The sequence below is a fragment of the Actinoplanes flavus genome, assembly GCF_017592555.1.
In the GTDB taxonomy this organism is placed as follows: domain Bacteria; phylum Actinomycetota; class Actinomycetes; order Mycobacteriales; family Micromonosporaceae; genus Actinoplanes; species Actinoplanes flavus.
In genome coordinates this window covers 141,260-155,308 of record NZ_JAGFNS010000013.1, presented here as the reverse complement: position 1 = coordinate 155,308, position 14,049 = coordinate 141,260, and the positions used below count along the sequence as shown (strand labels likewise).

Sequence of the window (14,049 nt, the reverse complement as noted above, 5' to 3'; positions counted from 1 at the left end):
GCCCGGGGCGGGGTAGCGTCGCGGGCATGATCGATGCGCTGCCGGAGAAGGGCGTGCCGGGCGAGCAGATCCTCGCCGAGCTGCGTGAGCTGCGCGGCGGTGATCTGCCGACGCACGGCGGGCGCCTCTTCGCCTATGTCTACGACCCCGCTCTGGACGGCCTGGACGACCTGGCCCGGGCCGCCCACGCCACGTCCGCACACGTCAACGGCCTCGACCCGACCGCCTTCCCCTCCCTGCTCGCGATGGAGAACGCCCTGGTCGCCGCGGCCGCCACGGTGCTGCACGGCGGCCCGGAGACGGTCGGCAGCGTGACCAGCGGCGGGACGGAGTCGCTGATCCTGGCGGTCAAGGCGGCCCGCGACGCCCATCCCGAGATCGCCAGGCCACGCCTGGTCGTCCCGGCCACGGCACACGCCGCCTTCGCGAAGGCCGCGCACTACCTGCGGGTGGAGCTCGACACCGTGCCGGTGAAGGATCTGCGGGCCGACCCGGTGGCGATGGCCGCCGCGATCACCCCGGAGACCGTGCTGGTCGCGGCCTCCGCCCCGAGCTATGCGCACGGCGTGGTCGATCCGATCCCCGAGCTGGCGGCCATCGCCGCCGAGCGTGGCGTGCGATTCCACGTGGACGCGTGCTTCGGTGGCTGGATCCTGCCCTATCTGCGCCGGCTCGGTGCCGACCTGCCTGATTTCGACCTCGCCGTGCCCGGCGTCACCAGCATCTCGGTCGACCTGCACAAATACGCGTATGCGCCGAAGGGCGTCTCGATCCTCCTGCACCGCGACGAGGCGCTGCGCCGCCCGCAATATTTCGCCTACGCCGACTGGCCCGGCTACACCATGATCAACCCGGTGATCTCGTCCACCCGCTCGGGCGGCCCGATCGCCGCGGCCTTCGCCACGCTGCGCTCCATCGGCGACACCGGCTACCTGGAGTTGGCCACCCGCACCCGCGAGGCGGTCGCGATGCTGGCCGCCGCGGTCGAGGAGACCGACGGCGTCCGCCTCTACGCCCCACCCGAGACCAGCGTGGTCTGCCTGGCCGCCGACGGCGTCGATCTGTTCGTCCTGGCCGACGAGCTGGCGGCGCGCGGCTGGCACACCCAGCCCCAGATGGCCTATGCCGATCTCCCGCCGACCATCCACCTCACGGTGACGGCCGCGGTCCACGAGACCGTCGCCGACTTCGCCCCCGACCTGACCGCTGCGGTCGCGGCGGCCAGGGCCCGTGGTCCGGTCGAGCTGCCCGAGCTGCCCCCACTCACCCCCGAGATGATCACCCCAGAGCTGATCGCCTCGCTGGCCGAGGGCCTGGGCCTGGCCGGCGGCGACTTCACCCAGATGGCCATGGTGAATTCCATCCTGAACGCCGCGCCTCCCGCGCTCCGGGAAGCCCTCCTCACCGGCTTCCTGAGCTTCCTCCAGCGACCAATGACGCAATGACGCATTCATCAGGTCAAGCAGGCTTGCGAGATGCTGTTCCCTACGCCCGCCCTGAGCGCTGCTGACCAGCAGGTCCTGGCTGGTATCGAGGGCGGACCCGGGCGCGCTACTACACCGAGGGGCCGGGCTTCCCGGAGCGGGTGCTCGAGGTGGCGCGCACCCCGATGACGCTCAGCGAGCCGTACCCGGATGCAGTAGGTTGACGCCGTGGCCCTTCCTGGAGTGCTCGGAGAACCCATCCGGTTCGTGCTGAACTGGGGGCGCCGCTATTCGCTCTGGGTGTTCAACTTCGGGCTGGCCTGCTGTGCGATCGAGTTCATCGCCTCCAGCATGGCGCGGCACGACTTCATGCGGCTCGGAGTGATCCCGTTCGCGCACGGGCCGCGCCAGGCCGACCTCATGGTGGTCTCCGGCACGGTCACCGACAAGATGGCACCGGCCATCAAGCGGCTTTACGACCAGATGCCCGAGCCGAAGTACGTGATCTCCTTCGGCTCCTGCTCGAACTGCGGCGGGCCGTATTGGGATTCGTACTCGGTCACGAAGGGCGTCGACCAGATCATCCCGGTCGACGTCTACGTACCCGGCTGCCCGCCCCGGCCGGAGGCGCTGCTGCACGGCATCCTGCGCCTCCAGGAGAAGATCGCCGCCGAGCGGTCCGGCCCGGGCGGCGTCCACCGGCCCGATCCGCTGGCACTGACCGCCCCGGTGGTCCGTCCGCCTAGCTAGAAGGTGGTGCGCCCGCCTAGCTAGAAGCTGGTTCGCCCGCCTAGCTAGAGGGTGGCCCGTCCGCCGAGCCAGGAGGCCGGGGGCTCAGCTCTCGAGGATCTCCCGGGCGCCCTGGCGCAGCAGCGACGCGGCCACCGACGTCCCGAGCACCACCGGGTCGGCGGCCCACTCGTGCGCGTCCAGCACGGTCTTGCCGTCCAGGCTGATCACCCGGGCCCGCAGGCTGATCCGCCCGTCCGGCTCGGTGCGCGCGTAGCCGCCGATCGGCGAATGGCAGCTGCCCTGGAGGATGTGCAGCATGGTCCGCTCGGCCTCGGTCTCCCGCTCGGTGCGCCGGTCGCCGAGGGCGGCCGCGATCTCCAGGGCGGCCTCGTCCTGCTGACGGCATTGCAGCACGAGCGTGCCGGACCCGACCGCGGGCACGAACGTGTCCACCCCGATCGGGTGGGTGATCCGGTCGGGCTGTTCGATGCGGTGCAGGCCGGAGACCGCGAGGAGCAGCGCGTCGTACTCTCCCGCGTCGAGCCGGGCCAGGCGAGAGTTGGCGTTTCCGCGGATCGGCACCGGGACCAGGTGCGGCCAGTGCAGGGCGAGCTGGGCGATGCGGCGGACGGCCGACGTCCCGATTCGCGCCCCCGCCGGCAGCTCGTCGATGCTTCGCCCGCCCGGGTGAACCAGGCAGTCCCGGACGTCGTCCCGGCTCAGGTAGGCGGCGAACACGGTGCCCGCGGGCGCCGGCCGGTCACCGGGGACGTCCTTGACGCAGTGCACGGCCAGGTCGGCCCGCCCGTCCAGCAGCGCCTGGTCGACCTCCTTGGTGAAGGCCCCCTTGCCGCCCAGCTCGGAGAGCGCCCCCTGCCATCGGTCGCCGCTGGTGGTGAGGGGCACCACTTCGACGGTCACCTCCGGTCGCCGCTCGGCGAGCATCCGGCGGACACGCTCGACCTGGGCGAGGGCCATCGGTGAGGATCGGGTGCCGATACGCAGCAGGCGTGATGCGGGCATAGCGGAAAGGGTAGCGGCTGACGGCGGATCAGTGAGTAGCGTGACCCGCATGGGTTCTCAGTCCCGAGCAGACTTCATCATCGATGTCCTCACCCGCGAGTTCGGTGAGCTGATGGCGCTCGATCCGCCCGCGTTCCGCCGTAAGTTCCGGAAGATGGCGGCCTCGCCGTTCGCGTTCTACCGCGGCAGCGCCTCGCTGTTCTACGCGGACCTGACCGGTGACCACCGCGACGACAGTTTTCTCGACGAGCGCACCAGCCGGGTCTGGATCCACGGTGACCTGCACGCCGAGAACTTCGGCACGTACATGAACTCGTCCGGTCGCCTGGTCTTCAACGTCAACGACTTCGACGAGGCGTACGTCGGCCCGTACAGCTGGGATCTGAAGCGGTTTGCGGCCAGTGTCGCGCTGATCGGCTATTCGAAGGCGTTGTCCGACGACGCCATCACGGCGCTGGTGACCACGTTCGCGCAGGCGTACCTGACCGAGTTGCGGGCCATCGCCCAGGGGGGTGACGACGCGATCGGCTCGATCACCTTGGAGAACGCGACGGGTGTGCTGCGGCGGGTGCTCCAGCAGGCCCGGCTCAACACCCGGGTCGACCTGCTCGGCGAGCAGACCACGATCGACGACTTCGACCGCCGGTTCTCGATGGGCGACGGCGTCTACGAGGTGGACACGGTCACCCACGCCAAGGTCCGGGAGGCGTTCGACCGTTATCTGGACACGCTGCCGCGGGGCTCCCGGACGGTGTCGCTGCGCATCAAGGACATCAAGCTGCGCAAGGGTGTCGGGATCGGGTCGGCCGGGCTGCCGTCGTACAACCTGCTGCTCGAGGGGCACACCGAGGCCCTCGAGAACGACGTGATCATCTACATGAAGCAGGCGCAGGTCCCGGCCGTGGCCCGGTGGATCGACGACGAGCGGGTGCGCGGCTACTTCCAGCACCAGGGCCACCGGACGAGTGAGTCGCAGCGGGCCCTCCAGGCGCACGCCGACCCGTGGCTGGGCTACACCGAGCTGGACGGGGTGGGTCAGCTGGTGGCCGAGGTGTCCCCGTACGCCGCGGATCTCGACTGGTCCGATGTGAGCGAGCCGGAGGAGCTGACCGGGGTGGTCGCCGATCTGGGCCGCGCGGTGGCCCGGATGCATTCGGTCGCCGACGACGAGTCGAGCCACGACCTGGTCGACTTCTCCACCGAGGAGGCGATCGTCGCGGTCGTCGACAAGGACGAGGCCGGGTTCGTCCGGCACCTGGTGGAGTTCGCGCACCGGTACGGTGACCAGGCCCGCGAGGACCACCAGGACTTCGTCGACGTGTTCCGCAACGGCCGCCTCCCCGGCCTGTAGACGGCTACTTGGGGACGAACTGCACGGCGAAGTCGGTCGAGGGCATCGTGATGTGCTGGTACGAGATCCGGTAGTAGAGATCTCCGGTGCCCCGGGCCGGTTCGAAGTCGTACCGTTTCGGCGGCCAGTGGCACGGCACCCGCACCGTGTCGACCACCTTCCCGGACTTCTTCAGGATCTCCACGACGAGCGTGCCGTCCCCGGTGCAGGCGGCGAGGATCCGGAAGTCACCGCCGACGTGGCTGGGAAGGTCATCCTTCCAGCCGGGTCGGCGGGCGGTGAGGCTGCCGCCGGTCCCGAAACCTTCGTCGGACGTCAGGTGCAGCGCGGCCGTCGGGTTCGCCTGGTCGTCTCCCATGGCGAACGGTTTACCGGTGTCGCTGGTGAGCCGGTAGGCGAACCCGGAGCGGGAAGCGATCGTGCTTTCCACGATCTTGTAATCGAGGCTGATGGCGCCGCTCGGCTCGAACGCGGTCTCCACCGGTTCCGGTTGTGGCGAGCAGGGCACCTTGAGCCGGGCCAGCTCGAAGGGCTCGGTCTGCGAGGATTCGCCGCCCGGATTGCCCACGACGGCGAGCGTGATCTCGCCGGCCCCGGCGCAGGCGGCACGCAGGGTCAGCTCACCGTGGTAGACCGGGCTCGACGACGACCATGTCGGCGTCACCTCGGCGGCCTTCTCCAAGGCGGCCGGCAGGGCGGACGTACCCAGCGCGACCTTGGCGGTCTGCGTCATCCGCACCGGGTCGGCGGGGAGTTCGGGGGGAGGCGCCGGCGACATCCTGGTCACCACGCCACCGACGACGGCGAGCACCACGACGGCGGCGAGGCCCACGACCCGGCGCCGGCGGCGGATCCGCACCGTGCGGCGGGCCGCCTCGGCGCCCGGCGGCCGGATCGCCTGGATCGCGGTCGGGCGGGTCCGCGCGAAGATCTCCTCGATCTGGTCAGACATGGGTCACCCCCTCCGCATCGGTGCCGAGCATTCCGGCGAGCGTGCCGCGCGCCCGGTGCAGCCAGGACTTGACCGTCCCCTGGGCCACGCCCTCCCGCTCGGCGATCTCGGCGATCGTCAGGTCGCCCAGGTAGTGCAGCACCATGGCGCGCCGCTGGGCGTCCGGCAGTTCGGCCAGGGCGGCGACCAGCGCCACCCACTCACCGGTCGGGCCCTCCAGCTGGGGTTCCTCGGTGCGCTGTCTACGCAGGAAGTTCAGGGCGGTACGGGCCCGGCGCCACCGGCTCACCGCCAGGTTCCAGGCGGTACGGCGGACCCAGGCGGCCGGGTCGTCGTACCGGGAGATCGCGGACCACCGGGACAGTGCCCGGCAGAAGGCCTCCTGGACGACGTCCTGGGCCTCCTGGCGGTCACCGAAGTACGCGTACAGCTGCACGGTCAGCCGCGGGTAGTGCGCGGCGTAGATCTCATCGAACGTCGGTGGATCGTGGTGCACGGCGGCCGGCGTCTCCGATCGGTGGTCGGCGATGGCTGTCACGGCGACTACACGCGCGTGCCCGGCGGAAGGTTGCGGACGCCGCGCAGATCATAGGATGAGCGGCATGACGCCCGAAGAGGTCGGTGAGCGCCTGGTCGCCCTGCTGGCGACGGACGATCCGGAGACGGGTTCGGTGACGGCCGAGGTCTCCGGCGGCGGCCCGGGCCACGCCCGTGCGGTGGTCGACGTGCCGGTCGGCCGTTGGTGGTTCGCGGCCGAGACGGCCCGGGACGCCGGGGCGCTGGGCTGCGACTTCTTCGACTGGCTCTCGGCCGTGGACGAGGTGGACGGCGGCTTCTCGGTGCTGGCCCACCTGTGGTCCACCCGCCGCCGGCACGGGTTGCTGCTGCGCACCCGGGTGCCGCGGGAGCAGCCGGAGGTGGAGTCCCTGGTGGACCTCTACCCGGGCGCCGCGTGGCACGAGCGGGAGACGTACGAGATGTTCGGCATCTCCTTCGCCCGGCATCCCGGCCTGCGGCCGCTGCTGCTGCCGCCGGAGTTCGAGGGGCACCCGCTGCGCAAGGAGTTCGTGCTGGCCGCCCGGGTGGCCAAGCCGTGGCCGGGCGCCAAGGAGCCGGGCGAGTCGGAGGGCGGCACGGCCAAACGTGCCCCGATGCGCCCGCCCGGCGTTCCCGCGCCCAACGAGTGGGGCCCGCTGAAGGAGGAGAAGCCGTGATGGAGCTCCTCGTCCGGGTCGGCGCCGTGATGGCCGCCTTCCTGGTTCTGCCGCTGGTCATCGGCCAGGCCGAGCACAAGGTGATGGCCCACATGCAGGGACGGGTCGGCCCGATGTACGCGGGCGCCTTCCACGGCTGGGCTCAGCTGGTCGCCGACGGGGTGAAGTTCGTCCAGAAGGAGGACATCACTCCCCGCGAGGCGGATCGGACCGTGTTCCGGCTGGCCCCGATCGTGGCGCTCTTCCCGTACCTCGTGGTGATCCTGACCTTGCCGCTCGGCCCGGACCTGGTCGCGCAGAGCTTGGACATCGGGTTGTTCCTGGTCCTGGCCGTGCTCGGGATCGGCGTGGTGGCCGTGCTGATGTCCGCGTGGGCCTCGGCGAACAAGTACAGCCTGCTCGGCGGCGTCCGCGGCGCCGCCCAGTTGCTCGGCTACGAGCTGCCGCTGGTCCTGGCCGCGGCGAGCGTCGCGATGGCGGCCGGCACGCTGAGCCTGCCCGGCATCGTCGAGGCGTGGCGGCCGTGGTGGCTGATCTGGCAGGCGCCGGCCGCGCTGGTGTTCTTCATCGCCGGGCTGGCCGAGATCCGGCGGCCGCCGTTCGACATGCCGATCGCCGACTCCGAGCTGGTCTTCGGCTACATGACCGAGTACACCGGTCTGCGTTTCGCGTTCTTCCTGCTGGCGGAGTACGTCGGCATCGTGGTGATCGCCGGTCTCACCACCGTCCTGTTCCTGGGCGGCTGGCACGGGCCCTTCGCGGACCAGCTGGGCTGGCTGTGGACGCTGTTGAAGGTCGCGGCCCTCTCCTTCGTGATCATCTGGTTCCGGGTCACCTACCCCCGCCTGCGTGAGGACCAGTTGCAGCGCCTCTGCTGGCTGATCCTGGTCCCGGTCTCGCTCGCCCAGCTGGTCCTGACCGTGGCGGTGAAGTCCCTGCTGTAAAAGGGGTCGGAAACGCCGGGGCAAGGTCGCGCCGGAAAGGCCGAGCGGGCAGGATGTTCCCTTGTGAGTGAGAACGGCGACCGCAACGTGCCCGGCAAGGGCCTGCTCGACGGGCTCGCCGTAACGCTGAAGACCCTGACACGGCGATCCGGCACCCAGCAGTACCCGGACGTGCAACCCGATCTGCCGCCACGCTCCCGCGGCGTGATCGCGCTGTCCGAGGAGAACTGCACGGTCTGCATGCTCTGCGCCCGTGAGTGCCCCGACTGGTGCATCTACATCGACTCGCACAAGGAGGAGGTCGTCGTCCCGGGCGCCGCGCGCGCCCGCCAGCGCAACGTGCTGGACCGGTTCGACATCGACTTCTCCCTCTGCATGTACTGCGGGATCTGCATCGAGGTCTGCCCGTTCGACGCGCTGCACTGGACGCCCGAGTTCGAGTACGCGGAGACCGACGTCCTCTCCCTGCTGCACGACAAGACCCGGCTGGGGGAGTGGATGCGCACGGTGCCTTCGCCGCCGGCCCACGACGTGCTCGGCGAGCCGTCCAAGGAGGAGGCCACGGCGGCGCGCAAGGCCGCGGGCCCGGGCGCGGCCACTGCCGCCAAGACCGCAAGACCAGCCACGGTACGAGCTCCGCGCGCCGAAACGACGGAGGACGGGAAGTGACCGTCGCCGACGCGCTGCTGCTGGCCCTCGGTGCGGTCGCGGTCGGGTCCGGCGCGCTCGTCGTCACCAGCGCCCACCTGGTCCGCTCCGGCCTCTACCTGGTGGTGAGCCTGGGTGCGGTCGCCGGCCTCTACCTGGTCCTCGGCGCCGAACTGGTGGCCTGGGTGCAGATCCTGGTCTACGTCGGCGCGGTCGTGGTGCTGCTGCTGTTCGCGGTGATGCTGACCCGCGCCCCGATCGGCCCGTCGACCGACCTGGACCGGCCCGCCCTCCCGGCCGTGCTGATCGGCGGTGGCCTCGGCGCCGGACTGGCGGTGCTGTTCGCCGACGCGTTCCGCTGGGTCCGCTACCCGGAGGCGGACCCGGGCACCGCCGAGCGGGTCGGCGAGCAGATCTTCGGCGCCTGGGTGCTGCCCTTCGAGGTGATCTCGATCCTGCTGCTGTCCGCCCTGGTCGGCGCGATCGTCCTGTCCCGGCCGGACGTCGGCGCCCGCTCCACCCCGGAGGCCTGATGCACGTCGTCATCCCGTACGTGGTGGCCGCCCTGCTGTTCGGCCTGGGCGTCTACGGCGTGCTCCGCAGGCGCAACGCGATCCTGGTGCTGATGGCCGTCGAGCTGATGCTCAACGCGATCAACCTGATCCTGGTCACCGCGGACGTGTCGCTGCGCTCCGCGCTCACCGGCGTGGCGGTCGAGTCGTGGGCCCGCCCGGGCGCGGCCGTGCCCGGCACCGGCGGCGTCCTGGCCCTGTTCGTGATCGTGCTGGCCGCCGCCGAGGTGGGCGTCGGGCTGGCCATCGTCCTCCAGTTCTACCGGATGCGTCAGGCGGTCGTGGTCGACGAGGTGCGGCTGGACGGCGACGAGGAGCGGGTGGCCGGGTGAGCATCGACGTTGCCGGGCCGCTGCTTCCCCTCGTACCCCTGATCGTGGGTTTGATCGGTCTCGTCCTGCCACCCGGCGACGGTGACCGGGCCCGCCGGCGTCTCGCCGCCGGACTCGGCGTGGCCGGCGCCGCGGTGGCCCTCCTCCTCGCGGTCCGGCTGGTCCTCGATCCGGCGGACGACCCCCGGAACGTCGGCTTCACCCTGGCGGACTTCGGCTACCTGGAGGTGCGGTTCGGCACTTTCGTCGACGCCGCGGCCGGCTATGTGGCACTCGCCGTCACGGTGGTCGCCCTGTTCGTCCAGATCTACTCGATCGCCTACCTGCACGACGACCGCCGGTACGCGCCCTACGTGGCACAGGTCAGCCTCTTCACCGGCGCGATGCTGCTGGTCGTCACCAGCAGCGACCTGATCCTCATGCTGCTCGGCTGGGAGGTGATGGGCGCCTGCTCCTACCTGCTGATCGGCCACGACCGGCGGCTGCCGGAGGCGCCGGCCGCCGCGGTGAAGGCCTTCCTGGTCACCCGGGTCGGTGACGTCGGCTTCCTGCTCGGCATCGCCGTCCTGATCGCCGACGCCGAAAGCACCCACCTCGGCGACGTGCTCACCCACGACTATTCGCCCGGCACCCTGACCGCCGCCCTGCTGCTGATCCTGGCCGGGGTGGCCGGCAAGAGCGCCCAGTTCCCGCTGCACACGTGGCTCCCGGACGCGATGGCCGGCCCCACCCCGATCTCCGCGCTCATCCACGCCGCCACCATGGTCGCGGCCGGCGTCTACGTGGTGTTCCGGCTCTACCCGCTCTACCGGCAGTCCCCGGCCGCACTGGCCACCCTCGCCGTGATGGCCGCGATCACCATCCTCATCGGGGCGCTCTCGGCGACGGCCCAGGACGACCTGAAACGGGTGCTGGCCTGGTCGACCGTGTCGCAGATCGGCTACATGACCGGCGCCCTGGCCGTCGGCTCGCCCGCCGCCGCCCTGTTCCACCTGCTCACCCACGCCGCGTTCAAGGCGCTGCTGTTCCTCGCGGCGGGCGCGGTGATCCACGCGGTCGGCACCAACCTGATGTCCCGGATGGGCGGCCTGCGCACCCACATGCCGGTCACCTTCTGGTCGTTCGTGATCGGCCTGGGCGCGCTCGCCGGCCTGCCGCCGCTCTCCGGCTTCTGGTCGAAGGAGAACGTGCTCACCGCCGCCGCCCACGCCACCGGGGGCGGCGAGACGGCGCCCGCCTGGGCCGCGTGGGTGGTCTGGCTGGCCGCGCTGCTCTCGGTCGGGATCACCGCGTGGTACGCGACCCGCCTCCTGCTGCGCACCTTCTTCGGCGTCTCGCGGGCGTACGGCCCGGACGGCCCCTGGGTGGTCGGCTTCCAGGACGGCCGCTACCGGACCCCGGCCGTCCCGCACGATCCACCCGCGCTGATGCGCTGGCCGCTGATCCTGCTCGCGATCCCGGCCGCGCTGCTCGGGCTGGCCGCGTTCGCCCCCGGCTTCCGTACCGCCCTGGAGCTGGAGGACCCGCACCTCGGCGTGGCCGTGGCCCTGCCGATGCTGCTGCTCGCGGCCGGCGCCGGGACGGCGTGGTGGCTCTGGCGGGCCGCGCCCGGCGCCGACCCGGCTCTCGTCCTCGGGCGTGCCGAGCCGTTCCTGGCCGCCGGGTTCCGCCTCGACGAGGTCCAGGACCGCTTCGTGGTCCGCCCGGTCACGACGCTGGCCCGCGTGGTCACCGCGTTCGACACGAACGACGTGGACGCCGTCGTCATGGCCACCGGCACCGGCGCGTCACGTGCCGGTGCCGCACTCAAGGCGGCGCACCGGCTGCCACTGCCCGCCGCCGCGGTCGCCGTCTGCGCGGCGGCCCTGCTGCTGGGGGCCGTCGCCTGGTTGGGGGCATTGGCATGAACACCCTGCTGATCGCGCTGCTCGCGGTGCCCGCTCTGGGTGCCGTCGTCGTCGCGCTGCTACCGGACCGGCGGGCCCGGCTCGTCTCCACCGGCTTCGCCGCCGTCACGTTCGTGCTCTCGGCGCTGCCGATCCTGGCCCGCACCGACGAGTACAGCTGGTTCGCCTACGGGCCCGGCGACGGCCCGCCGATGCTGCCGTGGGCCGAGGTGGACCTGCCCTGGGTCCCGGCCCTCGGACTGGAGTTCCACCTCGGGGTGGACGGGATCTCGTACCCCCTGATCGTCCTGACCGGGCTGCTCACCCTGCTCTGCTGCGCGTACAACCGGAAGGGCCGCGCCCTGGCCGCGCTCCTGCTGGTTCTGGAGATCGGCGTCCTCGGCACCTTCCTGGCCCTGGACCTGATCCTGTTCTTCCTGTTCTTCGAGGTCGTCCTGCTGCCGATGTACGCGGTGATCGCCGGCTGGGGCGGCCCGAACCGCCGGGCGGCGGCCCGCAAGTTCGTCCTCTACACGCTGGCCGGCTCGGTGCTGCTGCTGCTCGGCGTGCTGCTCGTGGTGACGTCGGCCGGCACCGGCGACCTGGTCACCCTGACCGGCGCCGCCGAGCTCAGCAAGGACACCCAGCACGTGGCCTTCGTCCTGCTGGCCCTCGCGTTCGCGGTGAAGGCCCCGCTCTGGCCGCTGCACACCTGGCTGCCCGACGCGCACACCGAGGCCCCCACGGTCGGTTCGGTGATCCTGGCCGGCGTGCTGCTCAAGATGGGCACGTACGGGATGATCCGGGTCGGTGTCGGCGCGGCCCCGGAGGGCGCGGGCTGGGCCTCGCCGGTCCTCGGCGGCCTGGCCGTGGTCGCGATCGTCGCCGGCGCGCTGATCTGCCTGCGCCAGACCGAGCTGAAACGCCTGATCGCCTACTCCAGCGTCGGCCACATGGGATTCGTGCTGCTCGGCATCGCCACCATGTCGATCACCGGCGTGCAGGCCGCCCTGGTCGGCAACGTCGCCCACGGCCTGATCACCGGCCTGCTGTTCTTCCTCGCCGGGACGATCAAGGACCGTACCGGGACGGGTTCCCTCGACCTGATCGGTGGCCTCCGGGAGACCGCCCCGCGCCTGGCCGGCCTGCTCGGCTTCGCGGCCATCGCCTCGCTCGGCCTGCCCGGCCTGGCCGGGTTCTGGGGCGAGGCGTTCGCGGTGATCGCCGCGGTCCAGCGGGGCGGCCCGTTCTGGCTCACCCTGGCGGCCGTCGCCGCGGTCGGCGGGGCCCTGACCGCCGCCTACTTCCTGCGCCTGCTGCGCCGGGTGACGCACGGCCCGGCCACCCCGGCGGTGGCCGCGGCGAGCCCGGCCGTCACCCGGATCGAGTGGCTGGCCTGGACCCCGCTGATCCTGCTGACGCTGGCCGTCGGCGTGGTCCCGGCCCTGGTCCTGAACGACACCGTCGAGCCGCTCGCCAACCTGCTGGGAGTGAAGCTGTGACCAGCCAGGCCGTCGACCACGTCGCGCTGCTGCCGCTGTACGCCGCGGCCGGCACCGCGATCCTGGCCCTGCTCGCCGACCTGTTCGCCGGCAAGCGCGCGGCGACGATCACGGCCACCCTGCTCGGCGCGCTCGCCACCGGGGTGACCGCCCTGGCCGTGGGCCCGTGGGAGCCCACCTTCTGCGTGCCGGGCGGCTGCTCCTGGGTGCCGTCCTGGCCGGCCGCGGTGACCGCCGCGCTGTTCGCCGGCCTGACCGCCGGGGTGCTCGCCCTCTCGGTCCCCGCGCTGCGGCTCGGCACCGCCCCGGCCGGTGAGTTCTGCTTCCTGCTGGCCTGCTCGATGACCGGCGGCGTCACCGTCGCCTACGCGGGTGACCTGCTCACCCTGATCGTCGGCCTGGAGACCCTCACCCTCCCGCTGTACGTGCTGGTCGGCCTCCGCCGGTTCGCCCCCGGCGAGCGGACCACCACCGACGCGGCCTCCGCCTCGGTCACGTTCTTCCTGATCAGCGTCATCTCGACGGCGATCGCCCTGCTCGGGATCGCCCTCAACTACGCCGCCACCGGAGCCGTGCATCTGGGCATGCTGGGTCCCGCCCCGGCCCCGTTCGCCGCCCTGGCCGGGGTCGGCGCCGCGCTGCTGGTGATCGGCCTGGCGTTCAAGGTGGCCGCCGTACCGCTGCACGCCTGGGCGCCGGCCACCTACGACGGCGCCCTGGTGCCGATCGCGGCGTACCTGTCGACCGCCTCCAAGCTGGGTGGCGTACTGGCCCTGGCCGCGGTCGTCGCCCGGCTGGACACCGGCGTCGTCGTCGCGGCCCTGGCCGTACTGACCATGACCGTCGGCAACCTGGTGGCCTTGCGGCAGACCCGGATGGTCCGGTTGCTCGCCTGGTCGTCGGTGGCCCAGGCCGGCTACATCCTGGCCGCCCTGGCTCTCGGCGCCGACGGCGTTCCGGCGGCTCTCGCCTACGCCGTGTTCTTCGTGGTCCTGGAGCTGATCGCGTTCGGTGTGGTGGTGGCGTTGCGCCCCGCCGCCGCGGACGGCGGCACCCTCGACGACTTCCGTGGCGCGGCCCGCCGGCACCCGTGGCTCGGTGCCGCCCTCGTTCTGGCACTGGCCGGTCTGGCCGGGCTGCCGCCGGGTCTGGCCGGCCTGTTCGCCAAGGTGTCCGTGGTCGGCGCGCTGGTGGCCGAGGGCTGGACCTGGCTGGCCGCGGTGGTCGTGGTCAACGCGGTGATCGCGCTGGCCTACTACGTCCGGGTCGGCGCCCTGCTCTACGCCGCCCCTGCCGAGGACACCGAACACCGCCCGGTGCGCCGCCCGGTGGCCGCCGTCCTGGTCGCCACCACGATCGTGGCCGTCGTGCTCGGCTTCGCCCCGCAGGTTCTCTTCGACGTTCTCTGATCCCCACGTGGGTTGGCTGCGAGCACTGATCCTCCGATGACCGGCACCCCAGGGTTCAGC

At 72.0% G+C, this 14,049-nt stretch carries 14 protein-coding genes; 11 read left to right on the top strand and 3 right to left on the bottom strand.

Annotated elements, in window-relative coordinates:
- The first annotated feature begins 26 nt into the window (after window positions 1-26).
- Together J5X75_RS21235 and J5X75_RS21230 are read left to right on the top strand one after the other, a co-directional pair.
- Window positions 27-1,445 carry a pyridoxal phosphate-dependent decarboxylase family protein gene (locus J5X75_RS21235; RefSeq protein ID WP_208469167.1) on the top strand — a complete coding sequence of 473 codons (1,419 nt, stop codon included), beginning with the start codon at window positions 27-29 and terminating at the stop codon, window positions 1,443-1,445.
- Between the two features lie 207 nt (window positions 1,446-1,652).
- Window positions 1,653-2,174, top strand: a complete 522-nt coding sequence (locus tag J5X75_RS21230; RefSeq protein WP_208469166.1) for an NADH-quinone oxidoreductase subunit B — start codon at window positions 1,653-1,655, stop codon at window positions 2,172-2,174.
- Between the two features lie 84 nt (window positions 2,175-2,258).
- Here J5X75_RS21230 and hemC read toward each other — a convergent pair whose 3' ends face one another.
- Window positions 2,259-3,179: a hydroxymethylbilane synthase gene (hemC, locus tag J5X75_RS21225; RefSeq protein ID WP_208469164.1), complete on the bottom strand. Its 921-nt coding sequence runs from the start codon at window positions 3,177-3,179 to the stop codon at window positions 2,259-2,261.
- Between the two features lie 49 nt (window positions 3,180-3,228).
- On the opposite strand from hemC, the gene J5X75_RS21220 reads away from it, so the two are divergent.
- Window positions 3,229-4,530: a DUF2252 domain-containing protein gene (locus tag J5X75_RS21220; RefSeq protein WP_208469162.1), complete on the top strand. Its 1,302-nt coding sequence runs from the start codon at window positions 3,229-3,231 to the stop codon at window positions 4,528-4,530.
- 4 nt (window positions 4,531-4,534) lie between these two features.
- On the opposite strand, the gene J5X75_RS21215 is transcribed toward J5X75_RS21220, so the two are convergent.
- Together J5X75_RS21215 and J5X75_RS21210 are read right to left on the bottom strand one after the other, a co-directional pair.
- On the bottom strand, window positions 4,535-5,482 hold the full coding sequence (locus J5X75_RS21215) for a hypothetical protein (protein ID WP_208469161.1): 948 nt from the start codon (window positions 5,480-5,482) through the stop codon (window positions 4,535-4,537).
- A complete protein-coding gene (locus tag J5X75_RS21210) occupies window positions 5,475-6,011 on the bottom strand; it encodes an RNA polymerase sigma factor (protein ID WP_307798186.1) in 537 nt (178 codons plus the stop codon). The genes J5X75_RS21215 and J5X75_RS21210 overlap by 8 nt, the downstream gene beginning before the upstream one ends.
- A 73-nt stretch (window positions 6,012-6,084) precedes the next feature.
- Between J5X75_RS21210 and J5X75_RS21205 the strand changes: the two genes are divergently transcribed.
- From J5X75_RS21205 to J5X75_RS21170, 8 genes are all read left to right on the top strand, one after another.
- Window positions 6,085-6,696 carry an NADH-quinone oxidoreductase subunit C gene (locus J5X75_RS21205; RefSeq protein WP_208469159.1) on the top strand — a complete coding sequence of 204 codons (612 nt, stop codon included), beginning with the start codon at window positions 6,085-6,087 and terminating at the stop codon, window positions 6,694-6,696.
- Complete coding sequence (gene nuoH / locus J5X75_RS21200; protein ID WP_208469157.1) at window positions 6,696-7,640, top strand: NADH-quinone oxidoreductase subunit NuoH; 945 nt, start codon at window positions 6,696-6,698, stop codon at window positions 7,638-7,640. The genes J5X75_RS21205 and nuoH overlap by 1 nt, the downstream gene beginning before the upstream one ends.
- Window positions 7,641-7,703: 63 nt before the next feature.
- Window positions 7,704-8,309 carry a NuoI/complex I 23 kDa subunit family protein gene (locus J5X75_RS21195; RefSeq protein ID WP_208469156.1) on the top strand — a complete coding sequence of 202 codons (606 nt, stop codon included), beginning with the start codon at window positions 7,704-7,706 and terminating at the stop codon, window positions 8,307-8,309.
- The gene (locus J5X75_RS21190) at window positions 8,306-8,821 is read left to right on the top strand and encodes an NADH-quinone oxidoreductase subunit J family protein (RefSeq protein WP_208469154.1); all 516 of its coding nucleotides are present in this window, start codon (window positions 8,306-8,308) and stop codon (window positions 8,819-8,821) included. The genes J5X75_RS21195 and J5X75_RS21190 overlap by 4 nt, the downstream gene beginning before the upstream one ends.
- Window positions 8,821-9,192 carry an NADH-quinone oxidoreductase subunit NuoK gene (gene nuoK, locus J5X75_RS21185; RefSeq protein ID WP_208469152.1) on the top strand — a complete coding sequence of 124 codons (372 nt, stop codon included), beginning with the start codon at window positions 8,821-8,823 and terminating at the stop codon, window positions 9,190-9,192. The genes J5X75_RS21190 and nuoK overlap by 1 nt, the downstream gene beginning before the upstream one ends.
- Entirely contained in the window at window positions 9,189-11,099 is a 1,911-nt protein-coding gene (locus tag J5X75_RS21180; protein WP_208469151.1) for an NADH-quinone oxidoreductase subunit 5 family protein, read from the top strand. The genes nuoK and J5X75_RS21180 overlap by 4 nt, the downstream gene beginning before the upstream one ends.
- Window positions 11,096-12,580: a complex I subunit 4 family protein gene (locus tag J5X75_RS21175; protein ID WP_208469149.1), complete on the top strand. Its 1,485-nt coding sequence runs from the start codon at window positions 11,096-11,098 to the stop codon at window positions 12,578-12,580. The genes J5X75_RS21180 and J5X75_RS21175 overlap by 4 nt, the downstream gene beginning before the upstream one ends.
- Window positions 12,577-13,989, top strand: a complete 1,413-nt coding sequence (locus J5X75_RS21170) for an NADH-quinone oxidoreductase subunit N (protein WP_208469148.1) — start codon at window positions 12,577-12,579, stop codon at window positions 13,987-13,989. The genes J5X75_RS21175 and J5X75_RS21170 overlap by 4 nt, the downstream gene beginning before the upstream one ends.
- Window positions 13,990-14,049: the final 60 nt, after the last annotated feature.